This window comes from Enterobacter sp. MGH 16, assembly GCF_000493175.1.
Taxonomy (GTDB): domain Bacteria; phylum Pseudomonadota; class Gammaproteobacteria; order Enterobacterales; family Enterobacteriaceae; genus Enterobacter; species Enterobacter roggenkampii.
This window is the reverse complement of record NZ_KI535695.1, coordinates 101,635-124,382: the sequence shown is the minus strand read 5'-3', so window position 1 is coordinate 124,382 and position 22,748 is coordinate 101,635. Positions and strand designations below refer to the sequence as shown.

The window sequence follows — 22,748 nt, the reverse complement described above, 5'->3', positions numbered from 1 at the left end:
ATTACAGCGGTTATTTTCCCTTCTCTGAACGTTTATAATCCTGCTTTCTCTTTTTTGCCACGGATCAGCTATGCGCATACTTCACACCTCGGACTGGCATCTGGGTCAAAATTTTTACAGCAAAAGCCGTGCGGCTGAACATGAAGCGTTCCTGAACTGGCTGCTGGAAACGGCCCGGACGCATGAGGTGGACGCGATTATCGTGGCGGGAGATATTTTTGATACCGGCTCGCCGCCAAGCTATGCCCGTGAGCTGTACAACCGCTTCGTGGTGAATCTGCAGCAAACCGGCTGTCATCTGGTGATTGTCGCCGGCAACCATGATTCCGTCGCGACGCTTAACGAATCCCGCGACATCATGGCGTTTCTCAATACCACCGTCGTCGCCAGCGCCGGGCACGCCCCGCAGATCCTGAAAAAGCGCGACGGGTCGCCCGGGGCGGTACTGTGTCCGATTCCCTTTTTGCGTCCGCGCGACATCGTGCAAAGCCAGGCGGGGCTGTCGGGCGCGGAAAAGCAGCAGCATTTGTTACAGGCGATCGCCGATTATTACCGCCAGCAGCACGCCGAAGCCTGTGCCCTGCGCGGTGATCAGCCGATTCCGGTGATTGCGACCGGGCACCTCACCACCGTCGGGGCCAGTAAAAGTGACGCCGTGCGTGACATCTATATCGGCACGCTGGACGCCTTTCCGGCGCAGCACTTCCCGCCCGCCGACTACATTGCGCTCGGGCACATTCATCGGGCGCAGATCGTCAGCGGCTGCGAGCACATCCGCTACTGCGGCTCGCCTCTTTCGCTCAGCTTTGACGAAACGGGCAAAGCCAAATCCGTGCATCTGGTGAGCTTTTGCGAGGGCAAACTCAGCGCCGTCGACACGCTGGAGGTGCCCGTAACTCAACCGCTGGCGGTGCTGAAAGGCGATCTCGATGCCATCACCGCCCAGCTGGAGCAGTGGCGCGGCGTCGAGCAAGATCCCCCCATCTGGCTGGACATCGAAATCACCACCGACGACTACCTGCACGATATGCAGCGGAAAATCCAGGCGCTGACCGAAGACCTGCCGGTAGAGGTCTTGCTGGTGCGCCGCAGCCGCGAGCAGCGCGAGAAAATTCTGCTAAGCGCTCAACGCGAAACGCTCAGTGAACTGGGGGTCGAAGAGGTATTTGAACGCAGGCTCTCACAGGAGGAGATTGACGATGCGAAGCGCGCAAGGCTTAGCGAACTGTTCAGCCATACCCTGCATGCGCTCAATGACGAGGAAGAAAACGCATGAAAATTCTGAGCCTGCGCCTGAAAAATCTCAACTCCCTCAAGGGCGAGTGGAAAATTGACTTTACCGCTGAGCCGTTTGCCAGCAACGGGCTGTTTGCCATCACCGGCGCAACCGGGGCAGGTAAAACCACCCTGCTCGACGCCATCTGTCTGGCGCTTTATCACGAAACGCCGCGCCTGAATAAAGTCTCCCAGGCGCAAAATGACCTGATGACCCGCGACACCGCCGAATGTCTGGCGGAAGTGGAGTTCGAGGTAAAAGGCATCGCCTATCGCGCCTTCTGGAGCCAGAACCGGGCGCGCAACCAGCCGGACGGTAACCTGCAGGCGCCGCGCGTGGAGCTGGCGCGCTGCGAAGATGGCAAAATCCTGGCCGACAAAGTGACGGATAAGCTGGAGCAAACCGCCGCGCTCACCGGGCTGGACTACGGGCGCTTTACCCGCTCCATGCTGCTTTCACAGGGGCAGTTTGCCGCCTTCCTTAATGCCAAGCCGAGCGACCGCGCCGAGCTGCTGGAAGAACTGACCGGCACCGAAATCTACGGTCAGATTTCCGCCATGGTGTTTGAGAAACACAAAGCGGCCCGCAGCGTGCTTGAAAAGTGCGAGGCGCAGGCGGCGGGCGTCGTGCTGTTGAGCGAAGAACAACAGCAGCAGTTACAGCAAAGTTTGCAGGCACTTACTGACGCAGAGAAAACCCTGCTGGAACAGCAGCAAAACCAACAGAAACATTTTCAGTGGCTTACGCGCCATGATGAGCTTGCGCGCGAGCAACAGCGCGTCGCCGCGATGCAGCAGCAGGCGCAACGGGCGCTGACGGACGCTGCGCCTGAGCTGGCAAAACTGCAGCTTGCTCTGCCCGCCGCCCAGCTGCGACCGCTCTGGGAACATCAGCAGGAGCAAACCGCGCGTCTGGCACAAACGCAGCAGCGAATTATCGAAGTAAATACTCGCTTACAAGCCAGAACCGCGCTGCGTTCACGTATTCGCAATACCGCCCTGCGTAACCACGAGCAGCTACAGGCCGAACTGACGGCGCTGGCGCAGTGGCTGACGGAGCACGAGCGCTATCGTCTGTTAGGCCAGGAGATTGCAGGCTGGCGCGCCCAGTTCTCGCAGCTTAACCGCGATAAAACGCAGTTAGCCTCGCTTGCTGCGCGGATAGGTGAATTACGCAACAGGCTGGCTGCGATGCCGGAAAACGCGCTGACGCTGACGGCGGATGAGGTCAGCGCGGCCATGGAGCAGCAGTCCAGGTCCCGCACGCTGCGCCAGCAGCTGACGTCGCTGCATGCCCGCTATCAGCCGCTGCAAAAGCGCCTGCGCCAGAGCAGTGAAAACGTGCAGAAGGCGCAGGCCGAACAAAATAAACTCAATGAAACGCTGACGCTGCGCCGCCAGCAGTACAAAGAGAAAAACCAGCACTATCTCGACCTGAAAGCCCTGTGCGAAACCGAAGCAACAATCAAGAAGCTGGAGCATTACCGCTCCCGGCTTGAGGCGGGCAAACCCTGTCCGCTGTGCGGTTCCTGCGAACATCCGGCCGTTGAGCAATATCAGTCACTTGAGCTGACGGATAACCAGCGCCGCCGTGATGCCCTGGAAAAAGAGGTCGCCGCCCTTAAAGAGGAAGGCCTGCTGGTGCTGGGACAGGTCAATGCCCTGACTCAGCAGATCCAGCGCGAGACAGACGACGCGCAGACGCTTTCTCAGGAAGAGCAAGCGCTCACTAAAGAGTGGGTGGCGGCCTGCACGTCCCTGAACATTACCTTGAATATTCAGGACGATATCGCGCCATGGTTGAACGAACAGGAACATTACGAGCGCCAGCTTTATCAGCTCAGTCAGCGTCTCACCCTGCAGAACCAGCTGAGCGAACAGGAAGCGCAGGAGCGGCAGTATCAGCAGCAGCTGGCGGCCACGCGGCAGGCGCTGGAACATGCCCTGCTCGCGCTCTCGCTTAACGCACCTGAAGAAGGTCAGGAAGCCGCCTGGCTTCAGGCCCGTGAAGCTGAATTCGCGCAGTGGCAGGAGAAGCAAACGCAGCACGGCGTGCTTCAGGAACGCATAAACGCCCTGAAGCCGCTGCTCGACGCGCTTCCGGCAGCGAACAGCGAAGACGCCGAACCGGTTATTCCTGATAACTGGCGCGCCATCCACGACGAGTGCGTGTCGCTGCAAAGCCAGCTGACCGCGCAACAGCAGCAGGAAGGGCTGGAGCGAGAGCGCCTGCAGCAGTCGCAGACGCAGTTCACCGCAGCGCGCTCGGCGAGCTGCTTTGCCGACCAGGACGCGTTTCTTGCCGCCCTGCTGGATGACGATGCTATTCGCCACCTTGAACAGCTGAAACAGTCGCTGGAAAACCAGATCCAGCAGGCCGCGGCGCTGTGCGGGCAAGCTAACCAGCAGCTACAGTCTCATCTGGCGCTGCGCCCGGAAGGGCTCGACGCCGATGCCGCCACGCTGCAAAGCCAGCTGCAGCAGCTGGCGCAACAGCTTCGGGATAACACCACGCATCAGGGCGAGATCCGCCAGCAGCTTAAGCAGGACAGCGATAACCGGCAGCACCAGCTGGCGTTGATGCAGCAAATTGAAGAGGCCGCGCGCCAGGCGGATGACTGGGGTTATCTGAACGCGCTGATCGGCTCCAGCACCGGCGACAAGTTCCGTAAGTTCGCCCAGGGGCTGACGCTGGACAATCTCGTCTGGCTGGCTAACCAGCAGCTTAACCGCCTGCACGGGCGTTATTTATTGCAGCGTAAGGCCAGCGACGCGCTGGAGCTGGAAGTGGTGGATACGTGGCAGGCGGATGCGGTCCGCGATACCCGCACCCTCTCCGGCGGCGAGAGCTTCCTGGTCAGCCTGGCGCTGGCGCTGGCGCTTTCCGATCTGGTGAGTCATAAAACGCGAATCGATTCCCTGTTCCTGGATGAAGGGTTCGGCACGCTCGACAGTGAGACGCTGGATACCGCGCTGAATGCGCTCGACGCGCTGAACGCCACCGGGAAAACCATCGGCGTGATCAGCCACGTTGAGGCGATGAAAGAGCGTATTCCGGTGCAGATCAAAGTGAAGAAGATTAACGGGCTGGGGTACAGCAAGCTGGATAAAGAATTTGCCGTGCAGTAAAGGTCCACTCCACATGTAGGCCGGGTAAGGCATAGCCGCCACCCGGCTTTTTTATTGTGGCTGCCTGAATCCCCCCGCTGGCGCTTCGCTTACCGGGCTTACAGAGCCGTTTATTCTGGCCACAGCCACGCCGCGCCGCGCACGCCGCTGGAATCACCGTGGACGGCTTTGCGGATCGGCGTTTCACACTCGCCGCCGAAGACCCACTGCTTCACCAGGTTCGGCACCGTGGCGTACAGCCGGTCGACGTTGCTCATGCCGCCGCCCAGCACAATTACGTCCGGATCGAGAATATTCACCACGTGCGCCAGCGATTTCGCCAGCCGCATTTCATAGCGGCTCAGGGCCAGCTCCGCCACCGGATCCTGCGCTTCGACCAGACGCATGATCTCATTTCCCTTGAGCGGCTGACCGCTCAGGCGGTGGTAATCGGTCGCAAAACCGGTACCGGAGATAAAGGTCTCAATACAGCCCTGTTTTCCGCAGTAGCACGGCACTTCGGTGCGGTATTTGAGTTCGTCTTCATCCAACCACGGCAGCGGGTTGTGCCCCCACTCGCCCGCGGTGCCGTTACCGCCGGTATGGGCGCGCCCGCCGAACGCTACGCCCGCACCGCAGCCGGTGCCGACGATCACGGCAAACACGGTCTGGGCACCGGCCGCCGCGCCGTCGATGGCCTCAGAGACCGCCAGGCAGTTGGCGTCGTTGGCCAGACGCACTTCCCGCTTCAGGCGCGCGCTTAAATCTTTATCAAACGGCTGACCGTTGAGCCAGGTGGAGTTGGCATTTTTAACCACGCCGGTATACGGCGAGATCGACCCCGGTATCCCCATCCCGACGCTGCCGGTTTGCCCTGTCGCCTGCTCGGCCATCTCGACCAGCCTGGCAATCGTCTCGATAGTCTGGTGATAATCATCGCGCGGCGTTGGCAGACGATGGCGAAACAGCTGCTCCCCCTGCTCGCTCAGTGCGATGACTTCTGTTTTGGTGCCGCCCAAATCGATCCCAATACGCACAAGACTCTCCTCATTATTTTGATTATCAACAGAGTAGAAGCACGCTTCCCGATTAGCAATGCAAGCGATGCGACAATTCGTTATCATGCCCGCTGATTTAACGACAAGGCCGTGGAAATTATCATGCTGTGGTTCAAAAATTTGATGGTTTACCGTCTCAGCCGCGACGTTTCGCTGCGTGCAGAAGAGATGGAAAAACAGTTAGCCGCTTATACCTTTTCCCCTTGCGGTAGCCAGGATATGGCGAAAACCGGTTGGGTTCCGCCAATGGGTTCACAAAGCGATGCACTGACCCACGCCAGCAGCACGGGTCAAATCATCGTCTGCGCCCGTAAAGAAGAGAAAATACTGCCGACGCCGGTGGTTAAGCAGGCACTCGAAGCGAAAATTCTCAAGCTGGAAGCCGAACAGGGCCGCAAGCTGAAAAAGACCGAAAAAGATTCGCTGAAAGATGAAGTACTGCACTCCCTGCTGCCGCGCGCCTTCAGCCGCTTCAGCCAGACCATGATGTGGATCGACACCGTTAACGGGCTGATCATGGTGGACTGCGCCAGCGCCAAGAAAGCAGAAGATACGCTGGCCCTGCTGCGTAAAAGCATCGGCTCGTTACCGGTCGTTCCGCTGGCGCTGGAAACGCCGATCGAGCTGACGCTGACCGAATGGGTACGCAGCGGTGCTGCGGCTCAGGGTTTCCAGATCCTTGATGAAGCCGAGCTGAAAGCCCTGCTGGAAGATGGCGGCGTGATCCGCGCGAAGAAGCAGGATCTGGTGAGCGATGAAATCGCCGTCCACATCGAAGCGGGTAAAGTGGTCACCAAGCTGGCGCTCGACTGGCAGCAGCGTATTCAGTTTGTGATGTGCGACGACGGCTCCGTGAAGCGTCTGAAGTTCTGCGACGAGCTGCGCGATCAGAACGAAGATATCGACAGGGAAGATTACGCCCAGCGTTTTGACGCGGACTTCATCCTGATGACCGGCGAGCTGGCGGCGTTGATTCAGAATCTGGTGGAAGGTCTCGGCGGCGAAGCGCAGAGATAACGGGCAAACCGTAGGCCGGGTAAGCGTTAGCGCCACCCGGCTAATTTTTTATTTCAGGTAGCGGCACAGATAAGAGGTAGGTTCAGCCACCTGCAGATGGAACTCACTGTGGCCAGGGACGTTGAAAACCTGTCCGGCTGCGTAAACTTTCCATTCCGTTTCACCCGGCAGCAGGACGTTCAGCGCGCCGCTGACGACCGTCATCTCTTCCGCTTCCGCCGTGCCAAAGGTGTATTCCCCTTCCGCCATGACGCCAACGCTGGCGCGGCCAGTGCTGCTGCTGGTAAAACCAATGGATTTCACTTTACCGGAAAAGTATTCGTTACTCTGAAGCATGAACTGGCCCTTATATTTTTAGATAAAAATTCACTATAGGGGCCATGCTCATCACCTGTCACGCAAAATCATTACATGAGCAGTTCCGAGGCCAGGCGAGCCATCAGAACGTTGGATAACAGCACCGGCACATCCAGCGCTTTTTGCAGTAAATCACGATGATGCTGGTGGAACCCCAGGCAGTCCAGAATCAGGACATCGGCCCCTCTTTCCAGCAGTTCCTTCCCGGCCGCAATGAGTTTGGCCTCGCTGTCCCAGAACGGATTGGCCAGCGCGTACAAGGGCACTTTTTCCAGCACGTGCCATTTTGCCTCCTGGTTATCCATGAGCTCCTCGATGGGAACAATCACCCCCACCTGATGACCATCCACGATGGAGGCCACCAGCGGCGGAATGATGCGCATCGGTTCCAGCAAAATCGCATTGCGCGCCGTAAGTCCCTTTATGGGGGCGGTGCTCATCAGCAATATAACGTCATAGCCCTGATTATCGAGCACTTCTATTACGCCCTGCAGTGAGCGCTCGATCTTCTGGCGGGAAACATGCGCCAGTTTACCGTCACTTAATAACGTCGCCAGGGGATCCTCCCCCGCCTCGACAGCGTAGTCCTCCATGACCTCTTCCCGACTCATCTTGCCCAGCAGGCTGAGATGCGTAATCTGTTGTTCAGATACATGCTCGGTTAAGAGCGGTAACACTTCGCTTACAGGGACCACACCAATGGTGAGGATCGCCAACGTTGCCTTCATCTTTATCGCCTTCCATTACTCCAACATCGTGCACACAGGTACAGGCTCACTACGCTGCACAGTTCGTTTTTTCAACAAAACAGCACCAAGCGTAGCAGGTGATCCCGACACCGAAATGTAAAGATCGCCTGCCGATACCAGAGTTACTTGTATTAACTAAATATTAACTCCTGCTTAACTTTTACGATGAGTAAAAAGTGTGATTCAGGCACGATCCTGGAGCGTTTAGGAAACCGCTCAGGTTATGTCGGGATCTTCATAGCGCCGCTTCGCATCCAGCGCTTCCTGTTCCGTCTCGTGTTCACTGATCAGCGAGTCGGGTTTGGGGTGATCGGCACGCAGTTGATACCAGGTCACAGTGTGACCTGTCTGGCCTTTTTCAACGGTCACAATGCGCGCTTCACGCGGATAGGGAGGTCTTGTTGGCATAGCTCATCCTTTTTTTATGTCTGAGCTATAAGTATAGACGCCGCTTAGCTGGCACACGCCAAACGCAGGGCGGTAATAATCTGAATCACAACGTCTTCGGGAGAGGCGGACGCATCCACCACGTGGTGAGCCGCTTCGCGGTATAACGCATCGCGTTCGGCCAGCACTTCACTCACCTCTTCGTTCAGCGGCCTGGAGGTCAGCGCAGGGCGTTGCCCCTCTTCCGGAAAGGCTTCCAGACGCCCAACCAGGGCCGACACTGGCGCGCTGAGGTAAATCACAATCCCCTTTTCGCGCATAAAGTGACGATTACACTCCGCCAGAACAATGCCACCGCCGGTGGCGATCACCGCGGACGGGGTCGTGACCGCTTTCAGCGCGGCCGTTTCGCGTGCGCGAAAGCTCTCCCAGCCTTCCTGCTCAACAATGTCGGCGATAGTTTTTCCGGCCTCGGTTTGCAGCCAGTGGTCGGTATCCACAAACTGGCGATGACACACGCGTGCCAGCTCCAGGCCAACGGTGGTTTTCCCACAGCCGCGGGGGCCAACTAAAAAGATGGGTTGGGTCATAGCCAGGTGTTCCCCTTGATGCCGGAAGGCTGAAGAGTGTAAAGAAATAATTGCAGAAGATGTTGCGATTACTTTACTGCAAAGCGGTACGGGATGACAACCCTGTGGAGGCCACACTGTACCACACATTGACAATAATTATCATTTCGCTGTACGGCGCTTCACTTCCAGCAGCCATTTATCCAGCTCGGCAGCAAACTGCTGGCGATCGCGCTGTGAGAGGCTGTCCGGCCCACCGGTCTGCACGCCGCTGGCCCGCATGGTATCCATAAAATCGCGCATCGTAAGCTTCTCGCGGATGGTCGACGGCGAGTATCGCTCACCGCGCGGATTGAGCGCTGCCGCCCCTTTCTCCAGCACGTCGGCCGCCAGCGGAATATCCGCCGTGATCACCAGATCTTCCGCGCTGCACAGGCGGACAATTTCGTTGTCCGCCACGTCAAACCCGGCAGGCACGCGCAAAGAACGAATGAAGCGCGAAGGCGGCACGCGAATGTTCTGGTTCGCCACCAGCGTCAGCGGCATCTGAACGCGCTCGGCGGCGCGAAATAAAATCTCTTTAATCACGTTCGGACACGCGTCCGCATCAACCCAAATCGCCATATTGTCTCCCCATAATGACTCTGCCGACTATTGTCGCCTGCATTTCGTTGTTAAGCTATCAATCAGAGAAAACAACGCATAATGACGGAGGATCGTGATGGACAAGAAAATCGGGTTTATCGGCTGCGGTAACATGGGCAAAGCCATTCTGGGCGGCCTGATCGCCAGCGGGCAGGTGCTGCCGGGTCAGATTTGGGTCTATACCCCGTCACCGGACAAGGTCGCCGCGCTGCGCGATCAATACGGGATTAACGCCGCCGAAAGCGCGCAGGAAGTGGCCCAGGTCGCCGATATCGTCTTTGGCGCCGTCAAGCCGAACATCATGATCAAAGTGCTGAGCGACATCACCTCCAGCCTGAATAAAGAGACGCTGGTGGTGTCGATTGCCGCGGGCGTGACGCTTGACCAGCTGGCGCGCGCGCTGGGCCATGACCGCAAAATTGTTCGCGCAATGCCCAATACCCCCTCGCTGGTGAACGCCGGCATGACCTCCGTCACGCCTAACGCGCTGGTGACCCCGGAAGACGTAGCCGATGTGCTGAACATTTTCCGCTGCTTCGGCGAAGCGGAAGTGATTGCCGAATCGATGATCCATCCGGTGGTGGGCGTGAGTGGTTCTGCGCCTGCGTATGTCTTCATGTTCCTGGAAGCGATGGCCGATGCCGCCGTGCTTGGCGGAATGCCGCGCGCCCAGGCGTATAAGTTCGCCGCGCAGGCCGTCATGGGCTCCGCCAAAATGGTGCTGGAAACCGGCAAACACCCGGGTGAACTGAAAGATATGGTTTGCTCCCCGGGCGGTACCACCATCGAAGCGGTGCGGGTGCTGGAGGAGCGCGGATTCCGCTCGGCCGTCATTGAAGCAATGGCAAAATGCATGGAAAAATCAGAGAAGCTGAGTAAATCCTGATCGTTTCAGTCGGGCGTCAGGCGGCCACTTCGGTGCGGCTGCGCCCGGCATTTTTCGCCCTGTACAGCGCCACGTCAGCCGCCTTTAGCCATTCCCGATAATGTGCAAACTGCGGCCCCCAGGGGGCAACGCCCACGCTGATGCGCAGCGCCTCTTTTGGCGCGCACGGTAGCGACAGCTTTTCCAGCCGCTCATGCACCCGGGACATGACGGCGATGGCGCTTTCCGCTGCGGTCTGCGACATAATCACCGCAAACTCATCCCCGCCAAACCGGCCGATGGCATCACCTGACCGCACCGACATCTGAAGCTGGCGCGTGATGGCAATGATCGCCTCGTCGCCCACGGCGTGCCCCCAGGTATCGTTGATATTTTTAAAGTGGTCGATATCAATCAGTAAAATCGTGGCGGTGCAGCGATCGCGGCGGCAATGCTCAAATTCATTTCGCAGCAGCATTTCCCAGTGTCGGCGATTATAGACCCCGGTCATGCCGTCGCGGGTGCTCATCATTTCCAGCCGCTGTTTATGTTCCGCAAGCCTGACGGCGGTGCGGTGGCTGAGCCAGGCAAACAGCATGGGATAAAGCACCAGTACGGGAAGCGTTAAGCTCCACTCCACGAGGTCGGGGTTGAAGACGGCCACGCGCCCAACAAGCGGCAGCGTCACCAGCGCGGAGAGCAGAGTCAGCAGGATCCCCGGGATAAACAGACGACAGCCCCCGGAGCCCATCATATTCATCCCGACCATCATCACCAGCGCTGCCGTGGGTAACGCGCTCATCCCCATCACGCCGATCCAGAGCCCGGCAATAATGGCATCGATCTTAAGATTGAACTCTTCCTGCTGATGAGGTGACGCGGCCCGGCAGGATAACTGCCAGGCGAAATGGGGCCAGACGAACGCCCACCCGACCAGTAAAAGCCACCAGCCTCCGGATAAAAAATGGGTGACCAGCATCCCCGCAACCGGGAAAAACATCGCCGCCAGCCCCACGGCGCGCGCCAGCCGAACGCGCCGGGCAAACTGAATGCCGGCGCGGTGAGGGTCATCCTGAGAAAGGGTTAAATTCCACTCTTCCCGAATGCGCTTTGTGTTGTAATACGTTTCATCATTCATCATTTTTGGGAATATTCTGAAACATTTTCCCAAATTATAGAGAGGGGGTCTGCGGGGAAAGTATGAAATTTCGGGTGAGCCGCCGGAGCCGCTCACCCGTTCGAACTACACTTTTTTCTTCAGGCAGGCACTCATGAACTTGCTGCGGTCATCCCCTTTCAGGGACTGCTCGGTTGCCTTGGCATTACACTCGCGCATCTTTTGCTGCTGAGGCGTCAGGCTTTTTTCAGCTGGCTTTGAAGCGCCGTTTTTGAGGCAGTCGCTCATGTAGGTCTTGCGGGCATCGCCCTTCAGACTCTGAGACGTCGCCTGTTGATTACAGGTGGTCATACGCTGCTGCTGCGGCGTTAACGTTTTCTCTTCCGCGTTCGCCGAGGCGACCAGGAACAGGCCGGAGAGCAGAGTAACCAGTAATGTTGTTTTCATTGCACCATCCTTTTGTGAACATTCCCTGTAAGTCTGGTTCGTGACAGGAAAAAAACCACCCGGCAGATGTGATTTCCGCCGGGAATTTATCATTTCAGACCCAGCGCCGCCTTCATGGTGTAGAACAGATCCGTTTGATCGGTCAGGCCTACCACGTTGGCCGCGTGCGGGCCGTAGGCGGCAATGCGCAGCTGAGTGCCGGTGTGCTCCATGGACTCTTCTTCAGAGTTGCCGTAGCTCATTACCATGACGGCGCCATCTTTTGTGTTGAGCGCCTGCGTCAGGCCAGGGGCTTTGGTATCTGGCGGAACGATCTGGCTGGCGTGCGCGTGATCCGCAGTGACGATCACCAGGGTGTTACCGTCTTTTTTCGCGAACGCGAGCGCCTTCTGCACCGCTTCGTCCAGATCGACGGTTTCGCCAATCTGACCGCACGGATTTGCCGCATGATCCTGCTTATCGATCGACGCCCCCTCAACCTGCAGGAAGAACCCTTTTTCGCTCTTGCTCAGCAGATCGATCGCTTTATCGGTCATCGCCGCCAGCGTCGGTACGCTGTCCGTGCGTTTAGGGTTAGGCGTACAGGTCACTGCTGGCTTATCGATATTGCCGTGATATGAGGCTTTTGGACCTTCCCAGCGCACGGGCATGTTGCCGTCAGAGAACAGCCCCAGCAGCGGCTTGTCCTGGTTCGCCTCGGTTATCGCCGCCAGCGAATTTGCGTCACTCACCAGCTGATAGCCGCGCGCCTGCGCCTGCTCGCGCAGCGTTTTGCCCTGCCACTCGCCCGCCGTCGCGGTTTCCGCGAAGGTTTTCGCGCCGCCGCCCAGCGTCACGTCAGGACGCGCATTCAGCAGCTGTTCCGTAATCGAGCCTTTGCCGCCTTTTTCCAGCGCGTTCGTTGGGCATTTTTCGCTGGTCACTGACGGGCCGTAGCATTTACGCGAGGTCACGTGTGCCACCAGCGCCGCAGGCGTCGCATCCTGAAGTTCAGCGGTGGAGACGTTACCGGTCGCCAGGCCCGCCGCTTTTGCCATCTCCAGAAGGGTTTGACGATCTTTTTCGTGAATATCCACGCCCAGCGCGCCATTATAGGTTTTCACGCCGGTGGACCACGCCGTGGCCGAGGCCGCAGAGTCCGTTACGTAATCCGGTTTACCGGTTTTTTTATCCAGCGCGTAGTGGGTATATTGTCCGGTCAGCGGTAATGCGTCGATACCTTTAAAAAAGCCGCCCGCCCCCTCGGCATAATTTCGCGCCGCCGTGATTTCGGAATCACCCATTCCATCGCCAATCAGCAGAATAATATTTTTCGCCGGTTTTTCATTAAGCGAAGCGCGAATGGCGGCGGTTTGATCTTCCGACAATCGGCGCGCGCCGCCGGGCTGGGTGATATCCCCTTTTGCCGCACGATTATCCAGGACGCTGGTTTGCGTCGTGTCAGCATAAATGGCAGGGGTAATTAACAGAGGAAGTAATGCGATGAAAAGTGCGCTCTGTTTCAATTTATTTTCTCCATGTAAAAATACATAAAAATAAAAAACAGAGCGACTATAGGCATCCTGCATGACAATTCTATGACACGTCGTTACGTCCTGTGACGGTTTAGCTGCGCGGATGCCTTAACAGCTTCTTTACGTACTGGTGGAGCATCTCAGCATCTTCAACCGGTACCTGCGATTCAGGCCTGACGCTCTCCAGCGCGCCTTCCACGCTCTCAATCAACGCCTGCTGATCGGTTTTCGCCATTTGTCGCAGCAGCGCGGTGACCACAATTTCAAGCGCTTCGACCTGGGCCACCAGCTCTTTTGACTCTTCTTCCTTTTGTGCCAGCTTGACCAGCAATTCAGCAATGAGGTTTTTCATCGTGCCAGTTCCTTTTCAGTTTTATCTGACGTTATCACTCTGAATCCATAATGCAAAGAGAAGAAATTAATTATGGTATGCAAAAGTGATACAGAAACGGAAATAAAGAGACCTCGCCGTGAGCGAAACGTTTTTCTATAAAAAGATGCCGCATTTTGTTATATAAAAATGCGGCTACCATAAGAATATATAATACATCTGCGAAAGCGTTATCTCGCCGATTTCGCCTCCGCCATTTGTCTGCGGCGTCGCAGCGCAATAGCCAGCTGGATAATATTGATTAAAACGACAATCGCCGTCGCCGCAAATACCCAACGAAAACCGGCCATCGCGGAAACGGAGGCGCCAATAAGCGGACCGGCAACATTCCCCAGATACATAAATGACTGGTTATATCCAAAAATACGCCCCGTCACCTGGTCGCTGGAATATTTGACCAGCAGGGTCTGTACCGCAGGCAACATGGCGCCATCGGCAAAGCCGAGCAGAAATCGCAGTACGCCAAGCTGAAGCGGAGAGGTGACGAACGACATTGCAAAGAAGAGCACCACCGCAAAGATCAGCGTCGCCATCAGGATGCGCGCCGTACCGATCCTGTCACCCAGTTTTCCGAGACGCGGCGCGGAAATAAGGGCGGATACGCCCGGCACGGCGGCAATCATGCCGCTTAAAAAAGCGATGTTCGTGCTCTCCGGCTCCATTGACTTGATAAACAGCGCCAGTATCGGCCCCACGGAACCGTTACAGAGCTGGATCACCATGGTGGTGACAAACAGGCTGATCATCAGCCCCGGATAAGGCAGCGAGGCGAAAACGGCCTTGCCGCTCAGGCGTTCAGATTTACTGATAACCGGGCGGCCTCCCTCTTTAATCAGAAAGAGCGTGACCAGAAAACTGACCACCAGCAGAACCGCAGTGATGATAAATACCGCGCGCAGTCCGACGTGGTCCGCCAGAAAGCCCCCCAGCAGCGGGCCACCGATGACGCCGCTGATCTGCGCCGTGGAGAGCGTGCTCAGCGCCCAGCCGCTCCGCTCGCGCGGCACCTGAGAGGCGACCAGCGCCATGGCGTTTGGAATATACCCGGACGTCAGCCCCATCACCGCCCGCAGGAAGAACAGCTGCCAGACGTTGGTGGCGAAGGCCTGCAGCAGAATGGCTATCGCCATCCCGAGCGAGGCGCGCAGCAGCATCAGTTTTCTGCCTTTTCGATCGGCCAGGCTGCCCCACATGGGTGACACTATTGCGGAAACCAGAAAGGTGACGCTGAACGTCAGGCCGGACCACATAGAGAGCGCTTCGTGCGAGGTGACCCCCAGCTGCGAGACGTACAGCGGCAGGAACGGCAAAATCTGGCTGATGGCCAGCCCGGTGAAGAAGCAACCGAACCAGACCGAGATGAGATTAACTTTCCAGGATTCCATACAGAATAGTCTTCATTTTTAGGCGAATTCGCCGTCAGATTAGCAAGTTACGCGTGTTAACGTCGCACCAGAGATGCGGCCTGACCGACTTTGGTGTTTTATCTTCCCAGTCATCATATTTGTGAAATAAGTCACAATTCATCCATTTTCTGGCGGAATATTATGCTTCACCGGCACAGGCCAAAACCGCGCATTCCGAGATGAAAATGGTTGGCATGCGCCGCGTTGTACTCTGGCCCCAGACCGTTCCCGTAGTACCCGCAGCTTGCCGCCAGCATCGCCTTCAGCCAGGGCTGCGTCGTGGCCGCCTTCCAGCCGTTCAGCACCGTGACGCGGTCGCCGTTCGCCAGACGAAAAGCGGCAATATCCAGCGCCTCCGCCGTGGCATGTTCACTGCGGCGCGCGTCAGGGCGGTGGTAAATATTGCGGCAGGCAAAGCTGCCGAGGTGATCGATACGCGCGAGGTCGCTGCCCGTATAGCGTTTTGTCAGCGGCCGGGCCTGCTGGCTGATAAAGAGGGCTGAGCTGAGCGCCAGCGGACAGCTGGCAAGAAAACTGCCGTTCAGGCCGACCGGGCCGAAGTTGCGCACGCGCACGACGTTGCTAAGCGGGCATTCCCCGGCGCTGTCAGCGACCGGCTGGGTGCGGATGAGATCGCGTTGATTAGCCTGCGCAAGCAGGCTTGCGCAGGCCTCGGGCGTTAAGCGCCGAAGCTTATACTGGGTGATTCGGCCTGGCGGATCGTCAAGCGTCAGCGGTATGAAAGGGTTGTAGTAAGGCGGCAACCAGCGGTAACCCACCGTTGCGACGGCGATAAGAATCAAAACGGTCAGCAGCGTTTTTCCTTTCACTCGCCCCCCTGAACATTCCCCCAAACATTATGGCAGAAGGTCGCGAAACCCGCCGGGCATCGTGGTATGTTATTGGCTTTTCGTCAGACTGGAAGAGAGTGAGATGGCTAAGCAGCGCGTAGGTATTGTCTTTGGGGGAAAATCAGCGGAACACGAAGTGTCATTGCAATCGGCTAAAAATATCGTTGATGCGATCGATAAAAGCCGTTTCGACGTGGTGCTGCTGGGCATTGATAAACAGGGCCAGTGGCACGTTAACGATGCCAGCCAGTATCTGCTGAATGCTCACGATCCGGCCCATATCGCCCTGAATCCTTCAGAAATTAGCGTCGCCACCGTACCCGGCGTCGCGAAGGGGCAGCTTATCGATGCCGGCAATGCACAGGCACTCGCTCAGATCGACGTCGTCTTCCCTATCGTTCACGGTACCCTGGGGGAAGATGGTTCCCTGCAGGGGATGCTGCGCATGGCCAACCTGCCGTTCGTCGGCTCGGACGTACTCGGCTCCGCCGCGTGCATGGACAAAGACGTCACCAAACGCCTGCTGCGCGACGCCGGGCTGAATATCGCGCCGTTCGTCACGCTCACCCGCGCCAACCGCGACAAGCACAGCTTCGCGCAGATTAGCGCTGAATTGGGTCTGCCGCTGTTTGTGAAGCCAGCAAACCAGGGCTCCTCCGTGGGCGTCAGCAAAGTGACCAGCGAAGCAGAGTTCACCCAGGCCGTCCGCCTGGCGTTTGAGTTCGACCATAAAGTGGTGGTTGAGCAGGGCATCAAAGGCCGTGAAATTGAGTGCGCCGTGCTGGGCAACGATTTTCCACAGGCGAGCACCTGCGGCGAAGTGGTCTTAAACAGCGACTTCTACTCGTACGACACCAAATACATTGATGATAAAGGCGCGCAGGTTGTCGTGCCTGCGGATCTCGATCCGGCGGTTAATGATAAGATCCGGGCGATCGCCATTCGCGCTTATCAGACGCTCGGCTGCTGCGGCATGGCGCGCGTGGATGTGTTCCTGACGGCGGAAAACGAGGTGGTGATCAATGAAATCAACACGCTGCCGGGGTTCACTAACATCAGCATGTATCCGAAGCTGTGGCAGGCGAGCGGCCTGAGCTACCCGGAACTGCTCACCCGCCTGATCGAACTGGCGCTGGAGCGTCACGCTGCCGACAGCGCGCTTAAAAGTTCCGTAAACGGTTAATCGGCGCGCTTCGCCGACGCTGCCTCATCCGCTGTCGTCTCTTCAGGACGGCGGCGGATAATCAACCCCGCCAGCCAGAAACTGATAACCCAGGTCACCAGCCCGACGGCATAGGTTTGCCAGCCTTTTGCCTCAAACCCCAACAGGCCCACGACACCGTTAAGAATAAAGATCAGCCCGATAGCGAAGGCGTAGTAGTGCCAGTCACGGCGTAGTTTGGACGTGAGCTTCATAACAACTCCGGCAGGAAAAAAAGACATCCTCTCACAGTTTTACGGCCAGGTCTGTGGCAGATACGGAAATTCTGAAACGCGACGCAATTTCACTTAAGTTAATAAATTGTGACGTGCTGCAGAAATCAACAATCCAGGAGGATTCCGGCGCGTAAATTACCACGATTCTGATATTGACAAATGCGATGACCTGTCAAACTCACCCTGTACGAAGCGTATTAACAGAGCGATTTATCCGGAGGTCATCATGGCTGACTTTACATTGTCGAAACCGATTTTTGGCGGAAAACCAAAAACCTCCACGGCGGGTAATATCGCGTATGCCCTGTTTGTTCTGTTCTGCTTCTGGGCTGGCTCGCAGCTGCTCAATATGCTGGTCCATGCGCCTGGCGTTTATGAACATCTCATGCAGGTACAGGATAACGGACGCCCGCGAGTTGAGATTGGCTTTGGCGTCAGCACCCTGTTCGGCCTGATCCCCTTCCTCGCGGGGTGCATGATTTTAGGCGTTGTCGCGCTCGTCCTGCGCTTTCGCCGTCGCCATTAAAGCCCCATACAGCGAGCCCGGCGATCGTCCACGCGTTTCGCGAACCACGCGGTGGTCAGGTTACGCGTGATCTTCGGGCTTTCCAGCTGGATCCCCGGCAGGATAGCCCTCGGTAAGGTTTTCCCGCTTTTCTTATCGGCAAGCGCAAACACGTTCTTGTAGAGATCCGTTTTCTCAAAGGCCAGGCTGTCGCCTTTCTCAAGCTGACGGCGAATGTCGCTGTTGCTCAGGCCAAGCGTTGTCGATAATTTCCGTACGGCAAGCTCGGTGCTTCCCGCCTCGCTGCTGCCGTAGGCGATAAGATCGCCGTCCAGCGCCAGCTTAACGCCGCTTGCGCGGCTGACCGCACTCTGGAATGCCGCATTACGGCTGGCATACCAGCCTGCGTTAAAGTCGGCAAAGCGGTACAGCGGCTCATCGTAGTTCGCTGGGTAGTTCAGCAGGTGATACGTGCCGAACCACAGTCCGCCGCGCAGGGAGAAGACCTCCTGGCGCACCGTACCGTCGATTTTCCACGGATAGCCGTCGGTGTGTTTCTCCGCGAACGCGATGCTTACCTGCATTGGGCCACCGGTGTGGACCGGGTTCAGTGAGCCAAACAGCTTCTGCCCCATCGGCACCATGTTGATGAAATCATCGAAAATAGCGCTAAGCTGTTTTTCGGTTTTCACCATATCCAGCCGTTCGCTGTAGCTTTTGCCGTTCGGCGAGGTGATTTTCAGCGCGGTATGCACGAGGAACACCGGGATATGCATGGACTCCGCGCGGCGGTCGATCTCTTTCCAGGCGATTTTATTCAGCCCCGGCACAGCCGGGTCTGACTGATACATCGACTCCTGCTGTGCCACCGCCAGCACCGAACAGATGTTCTCCTCGGTCGGCGCAATCTTTTGGCTCTCAAAGGTTTTTGCCAGCGCGTCTGCCCACGCATTGCGATCCTTCACGCTGGCGGGCATTTTCTGCCGCACAACGCTCGCCACATCAACGGGCTTCTCGCCCTTTTTGAGCGGAGCGGCCCCCTTTTCGGCACAGCCTGCCAGCACAAAAGCGGCCAGTATGGTCAACGGTAACGCGCGCGGTACGGCAAAAGGCATAGCAACGTCCTGTATTAGCTAAATGTGTTGGTGACTTCCTGCAGGTCACGATCGTCCAGCTCGCGTTCAAAGCTGCGCAGACGTTTGTAGATGGACATCAGTTCCACCAGCGTGGTCCAGGAGCTGATCAGGTACTGGAATGAACTTCTGACCTGATCGAAAACGTTAGTAATTTGGGTCATCAGTCCCAGGGTAATTGTCCCTGCAACAATTGACGGGAACAACAGGACTATTCCAAAAACAGTATCGGCCTGAAGATATAAAATACGAGCTATGTTGAAATACATGTAGTGGAAGTAGAGCTTAAAGTAGTTAAAACGGACGTTCTGAAATAACTCTTTTACCGTTGGTGGCGCAGCTCGTGATGGGTCATCCTCACCGTAAACGAGTTCTTTACGGTAAGCCGCTTCCACGCGCTGATTTTTAAATTGTAACCCCGGCAATTTGATCCCCACCACAGCAAGAAGCCCCGTTCCCATAAGAGACCAGACCAGTGCGGCAATAACCAAACCATAGGGTAAATGACCAACAATTGGAAGTTCAGGCACATGGGGTGAAAGTGCAATCAGAATCGGTAAAAAAGCGATAAGTTTCATCACAGCATTAAGCAAGCTGACCCCCATGTCCTCCAGCGTTGAGGCAAAACGCATGGTGTCTTCCTGCACACGCTGTGCAGCACCTTCGATGTGCCGCAGTCGTTGCCAATTTGCCATGTAATATTCGTTCATAGCTGTACGCCAACGGAAAACGTAATGGCTAACGAAGAAATTGTTCAGCACTGCCACTGTTACTGCAATCATGGCAATGCCGGTAAAACTAACGAGACTGGCATAGAGTTCACCAATCGGAACCTTATTCGGGGCGCTTAGCGCTTTTTGGATCAAATCGTAGAAGGGTGCATACCATGCATTAATTGCAACGCTCACTTCCACCATGAACCAGGTAACGAAAATGATCAGCGCAGATCCCAAAATCGACCAAACCTGCCAACGATGCGGAGAATACTTGAACCAGAAGAGTGCAAACAGCCCCACACATACCGTGTAGTAGGCATAAAATACGACAAAGCTGAGCGACCAGAAGCGCGCCGCGCTAATCGGCACCTCGCCTGTCGCCCCCGTGATGCGCGTCAGCCATGCGCCGCCGCCCGCCTGCCAGAAAATGACAGCGATCAGTGCCCAAATAAATGCCGACAGGAAAAAAGGTCCCGGCTTTGGGAAAAAAGACTTAAACATAATGCTTCCTTCTTGTTGTTATGGCTGTTGCTGTGTACAACACGTCACCACACGAAAACCTGCCCGAGCCAGCCTCCCGGCTCGGGCAAAAAGGTCAGACCCACGGGTTGATTATTAGTTCGCTTTCCAGTTTTCAAGAATTGTTTCGGTGCGTTTCACCGCGAGAGGATTCGCTGGCGCAATGAAGTTACGCCAGACGTCGTTGTGATGGTTAATCAGGATCTGTGCGTCAGCCGCCGGACGGTTGGCGGTGGTATGGGCATCTTCGGCAACGGTAATGTGATAACCCCGGCTGACGCCGTTCTTGATCGTCGCATCGACGCAGTAATCGGTGGCGCAGCCGCAGATGACAAACTCGCGAATGCCCTGCTCCCGCAGCAGCGCCTCAAGCCCGGTGTTGTAGAAGGCATCGCAGGCCGTTTTGGTCACGTAAAGCGCACCAGCAGGCTGATGGAGTTCAGGCAGTAGCGCAAACCCTTCGCTTCCCTCTTCCAACCCCCCGGCCTCGGTATGCTGTATAAAAATCACCGTGTCGGCTGCCTGCGTAAGCTGGTTGATCAGAGAGACACACTTTTCGCGCTGATGACGAGGGGTTTCAAACACCCCGTTCTGCATATCGACAACCATAACAACACGCTTCTCAGACATACCGTTCTCCGTAAGATTGAGTGACACTGGTGCCTATCATAAGCCCGATGTCACAAAATGGGAGATGGCTCGCAAGTAAATTGTTCATATTTACCCATGGTTACGTTTTTCTCGCTATCGTTATGCAATTCGGGGCATTGCACGGTACCGATTAGTAGTATAAATACCCATTACTTTCCTCATTCACTTCATGGATGCTTTTCGTTGAAACGTTGTCTGCTCTCTTTTGCCGCGCTGTGTGCGGTGAGCTTTTCTACCGCCCAGGCAGCCCAACCGCTGACGGCTCCCGTTTTAGCTTCAGATATTGCCGATCGCTACGCGAACCTTATCTATTACGGCAGCGGCGCGACCGGTATGGCGATGGTCGTTATCGACGGAAACCAGCGTGTATTTCGCAGCTTTGGCGAAACGCGCCCGGGCAATAACGTTCACCCGCAGCTGGATTCCGTTATCCGCATCGCATCCTTAACCAAGCTGATGACCAGCGAAATGCTGGTGAAACTGCTCGATCAGGGCGTGGTGAAGCTCGACGATCCGCTCAGCAAATACGCGCCGCCAGGCGCCCGGGTCCCCACGTATCAGGGTACGCCGATCCGGCTTGTGAACCTTGCTACCCACACCAGCGCCCTGCCGCGTGAACAGCCAGGCGGCGCGGCGCATCGTGACGTATTCGTCTGGCCAACGCGCGACCAGCGCTGGAGCTACCTGAGTACCGCCACGCTGAAGGCGGCGCCAGGCTCGCAGGCCTCATATTCAAACCTGGCGTTTGACCTGCTGGCGGATGCCCTCTCAACGGCGGCTGGCAAACCCTACACCCAGCTGTTTGAAGAGCAGATCACCCGTCCGCTGGGCATGAAAGACACCACCTTTACCCCGTCCCCGGACCAGTGCCGTCGCCTGATGGTGGCAGAGAAAGGCGCCAGCCCCTGTAATAACACGCTGGCGGCCGTGGGCAGCGGCGGGGTTTACTCCACGCCTGGCGACATGATGCGCTGGATGCAGCAGTTCCTTTCTTCGGATTTCTACTCTCGCAGCAGCCAGGCCGACCGTATGCAGACCCTGATTTATCAGCGTACTCAGCTGCATCGGGTCATCGGGATGGACGTGCCGGGTAAAGCCGATGCGCTCGGCATGGGCTGGGTCTATATGGCACCGAAAAATGGCCGACCGGGGATTATTCAGAAAACCGGCGGCGGCGGCGGATTCATCACCTATATGGCTATGATTCCGCAGTCGAACGTGGGCGCGTTTGTGGTGGTCACTCGCTCCCCGCATACGCGTTTCGTCAATATGAGTGACGGTGTTAATAACCTGGTGGCGGAATTGAGTGCCAATAAAGCCCAGGTGCTTACCGCATCCAACTAAGATTAATATTCCGTGGGCAAGCGGTTGATGCTGACCAGCTTGCCCCGGCTCATATTGATATAATTTCCCTGCCGCAGGGCGGCCAGAACCTCAGCAACAACAGAACGTGAAATGCGTGTGCTTTGCTGAATATGATTCATCACACCGATTTTTGAACGCAGCGTTTCATCCCACTCGGCCATATTAAGCAGCATCGCGCGGATCTGGTGATAGGAGTTATTGCCAACCAGCTGCTTATCGCGCTTCTCAAGAATGTAATTTATCCAGGATAACCAGCTGAAGGCCTCTTTCCACAGTGAAAATTGCTGGATTTGTTGTCGGGTCGTTTCTGTGGATAAATAAAAACCAGTACAGGCCGTTTTAGCAATCACTCTGTATTCTTGTGAATGATTAATCATCACCGTAGCCAGACCAAAAATAAAGGGGGCAGTCGCAATCCCCACCAGAAGTTCATCAGAAGGGCGATAGATCTCAATAACGCCGGTTTGTAATACGATCGTGCGAGGCTCATTCGATTCGCCCGACGTAATTAATTGTTGGGGTGCACATGTAAAAGGGGTACTGGCTGCTATTAACCCCTGTTCGAGCCGGCGTAATTCAGAAAGTGGTTTCGCATTAACGTTCATGCAGACCTCAAGTCATCCGTATTTGTCGGTTCAATATTATTTTTATTGCTTCGCTAAAAAG

At 56.6% G+C, this 22,748-nt stretch carries 24 protein-coding genes; 7 read left to right on the top strand and 17 right to left on the bottom strand.

All coding sequences use genetic code 11. The annotated features are described in order from the left end of the window. The first annotated feature begins 70 nt into the window (after positions 1–70). Positions 71–1,276, top strand: a complete 1,206-nt coding sequence (gene sbcD, locus L362_RS22085; protein ID WP_023343476.1) for an exonuclease subunit SbcD — start codon at positions 71–73, stop codon at positions 1,274–1,276. After that, positions 1,273–4,404, top strand: a complete 3,132-nt coding sequence (gene sbcC / locus L362_RS22090; RefSeq protein WP_023343475.1) for an exonuclease subunit SbcC — start codon at positions 1,273–1,275, stop codon at positions 4,402–4,404. Before sbcD ends, sbcC begins: the two co-directional genes overlap by 4 nt. 110 nt (positions 4,405–4,514) lie before the next feature. On the opposite strand, the gene mak is transcribed toward sbcC, so the two are convergent. After that, positions 4,515–5,420, bottom strand: a complete 906-nt coding sequence (gene mak / locus L362_RS22095; protein ID WP_023343474.1) for a fructokinase — start codon at positions 5,418–5,420, stop codon at positions 4,515–4,517. A 123-nt stretch (positions 5,421–5,543) separates the two neighbouring features. On the opposite strand from mak, the gene rdgC reads away from it, so the two are divergent. Beyond that, the gene (rdgC, locus tag L362_RS22100) at positions 5,544–6,458 is read left to right on the top strand and encodes a recombination-associated protein RdgC (protein WP_008503269.1); all 915 of its coding nucleotides are present in this window, start codon (positions 5,544–5,546) and stop codon (positions 6,456–6,458) included. A gap of 48 nt (positions 6,459–6,506) precedes the next feature. Here rdgC and ppnP read toward each other — a convergent pair whose 3' ends face one another. From ppnP to L362_RS22125, 5 genes are all read right to left on the bottom strand, one after another. Further along, positions 6,507–6,794, bottom strand: coding sequence for a pyrimidine/purine nucleoside phosphorylase (gene ppnP / locus L362_RS22105; protein ID WP_008503270.1), 288 nt, complete (start codon positions 6,792–6,794; stop codon positions 6,507–6,509). Between the two features lie 71 nt (positions 6,795–6,865). Continuing rightward, positions 6,866–7,543, bottom strand: coding sequence for an AroM family protein (locus tag L362_RS22110; protein WP_008503271.1), 678 nt, complete (start codon positions 7,541–7,543; stop codon positions 6,866–6,868). Positions 7,544–7,780: 237 nt separating this feature from the next. Continuing rightward, on the bottom strand, positions 7,781–7,972 hold the full coding sequence (gene yaiA / locus L362_RS22115; protein WP_008503272.1) for a protein YaiA: 192 nt from the start codon (positions 7,970–7,972) through the stop codon (positions 7,781–7,783). Between the two features lie 44 nt (positions 7,973–8,016). Beyond that, positions 8,017–8,541: a shikimate kinase AroL gene (gene aroL, locus L362_RS22120; RefSeq protein WP_008503273.1), complete on the bottom strand. Its 525-nt coding sequence runs from the start codon at positions 8,539–8,541 to the stop codon at positions 8,017–8,019. A gap of 141 nt (positions 8,542–8,682) precedes the next feature. After that, on the bottom strand, positions 8,683–9,144 hold the full coding sequence (locus L362_RS22125; protein ID WP_021241674.1) for a YaiI/YqxD family protein: 462 nt from the start codon (positions 9,142–9,144) through the stop codon (positions 8,683–8,685). Between the two features lie 97 nt (positions 9,145–9,241). Between L362_RS22125 and proC the strand changes: the two genes are divergently transcribed. Beyond that, a complete protein-coding gene (gene proC, locus L362_RS22130; RefSeq protein WP_021241675.1) occupies positions 9,242–10,051 on the top strand; it encodes a pyrroline-5-carboxylate reductase in 810 nt (269 codons plus the stop codon). 16 nt (positions 10,052–10,067) lie between these two features. On the opposite strand, the gene adrA is transcribed toward proC, so the two are convergent. From adrA to L362_RS22160, 6 genes are all read right to left on the bottom strand, one after another. Next, positions 10,068–11,171 carry a diguanylate cyclase AdrA gene (gene adrA, locus L362_RS22135; protein ID WP_023343473.1) on the bottom strand — a complete coding sequence of 368 codons (1,104 nt, stop codon included), beginning with the start codon at positions 11,169–11,171 and terminating at the stop codon, positions 10,068–10,070. A gap of 102 nt (positions 11,172–11,273) precedes the next feature. After that, positions 11,274–11,594 carry a phosphate starvation-inducible protein PsiF gene (gene psiF, locus L362_RS22140; RefSeq protein WP_008503278.1) on the bottom strand — a complete coding sequence of 107 codons (321 nt, stop codon included), beginning with the start codon at positions 11,592–11,594 and terminating at the stop codon, positions 11,274–11,276. Positions 11,595–11,683: 89 nt separating this feature from the next. Further along, complete coding sequence (phoA, locus tag L362_RS22145) at positions 11,684–13,099, bottom strand: alkaline phosphatase (protein ID WP_021241677.1); 1,416 nt, start codon at positions 13,097–13,099, stop codon at positions 11,684–11,686. A 100-nt stretch (positions 13,100–13,199) separates the two neighbouring features. Further along, positions 13,200–13,460, bottom strand: coding sequence for an anti-adapter protein IraP (gene iraP / locus L362_RS22150; RefSeq protein ID WP_023293178.1), 261 nt, complete (start codon positions 13,458–13,460; stop codon positions 13,200–13,202). 209 nt (positions 13,461–13,669) lie between these two features. Continuing rightward, positions 13,670–14,884 carry a multidrug efflux MFS transporter gene (locus L362_RS22155; RefSeq protein WP_008503282.1) on the bottom strand — a complete coding sequence of 405 codons (1,215 nt, stop codon included), beginning with the start codon at positions 14,882–14,884 and terminating at the stop codon, positions 13,670–13,672. 167 nt (positions 14,885–15,051) lie between these two features. Then, the gene (locus tag L362_RS22160) at positions 15,052–15,735 is read right to left on the bottom strand and encodes an extensin-like domain-containing protein (protein WP_023343472.1); all 684 of its coding nucleotides are present in this window, start codon (positions 15,733–15,735) and stop codon (positions 15,052–15,054) included. A 103-nt stretch (positions 15,736–15,838) separates the two neighbouring features. On the opposite strand from L362_RS22160, the gene ddlA reads away from it, so the two are divergent. Next, positions 15,839–16,939: a D-alanine--D-alanine ligase gene (ddlA, locus tag L362_RS22165; protein ID WP_023343471.1), complete on the top strand. Its 1,101-nt coding sequence runs from the start codon at positions 15,839–15,841 to the stop codon at positions 16,937–16,939. On the opposite strand, the gene L362_RS22170 is transcribed toward ddlA, so the two are convergent. Next, on the bottom strand, positions 16,936–17,172 hold the full coding sequence (locus L362_RS22170; RefSeq protein WP_008503286.1) for a DUF2754 domain-containing protein: 237 nt from the start codon (positions 17,170–17,172) through the stop codon (positions 16,936–16,938). The genes ddlA and L362_RS22170 overlap by 4 nt on opposite strands. Before the next feature lie 247 nt (positions 17,173–17,419). Between L362_RS22170 and L362_RS22175 the strand changes: the two genes are divergently transcribed. Further along, on the top strand, positions 17,420–17,719 hold the full coding sequence (locus tag L362_RS22175) for a DUF2755 family protein (RefSeq protein ID WP_021241681.1): 300 nt from the start codon (positions 17,420–17,422) through the stop codon (positions 17,717–17,719). Here the strand turns inward: L362_RS22175 and L362_RS22180 are convergent. From L362_RS22180 to L362_RS22190, 3 genes are all read right to left on the bottom strand, one after another. After that, complete coding sequence (locus tag L362_RS22180) at positions 17,716–18,813, bottom strand: DUF1615 domain-containing protein (RefSeq protein WP_023343470.1); 1,098 nt, start codon at positions 18,811–18,813, stop codon at positions 17,716–17,718. The two genes, L362_RS22175 and L362_RS22180, sit on opposite strands and share 4 nt — an antisense overlap. 14 nt (positions 18,814–18,827) lie before the next feature. After that, positions 18,828–20,048 (bottom strand): peptide antibiotic transporter SbmA, encoded by a 1,221-nt coding sequence (gene sbmA, locus L362_RS22185; RefSeq protein ID WP_023343469.1) that lies wholly within the window; start codon positions 20,046–20,048, stop codon positions 18,828–18,830. A gap of 114 nt (positions 20,049–20,162) precedes the next feature. Then, complete coding sequence (locus tag L362_RS22190) at positions 20,163–20,696, bottom strand: isochorismatase family protein (protein WP_023343468.1); 534 nt, start codon at positions 20,694–20,696, stop codon at positions 20,163–20,165. 204 nt (positions 20,697–20,900) lie between these two features. Between L362_RS22190 and ampH the strand changes: the two genes are divergently transcribed. Continuing rightward, on the top strand, positions 20,901–22,061 hold the full coding sequence (gene ampH / locus L362_RS22195) for a D-alanyl-D-alanine-carboxypeptidase/endopeptidase AmpH (RefSeq protein ID WP_008503291.1): 1,161 nt from the start codon (positions 20,901–20,903) through the stop codon (positions 22,059–22,061). A gap of 2 nt (positions 22,062–22,063) precedes the next feature. Here ampH and L362_RS22200 read toward each other — a convergent pair whose 3' ends face one another. Continuing rightward, on the bottom strand, positions 22,064–22,687 hold the full coding sequence (locus tag L362_RS22200; RefSeq protein WP_008503292.1) for a helix-turn-helix domain-containing protein: 624 nt from the start codon (positions 22,685–22,687) through the stop codon (positions 22,064–22,066). Positions 22,688–22,748 lie beyond the last annotated feature (61 nt).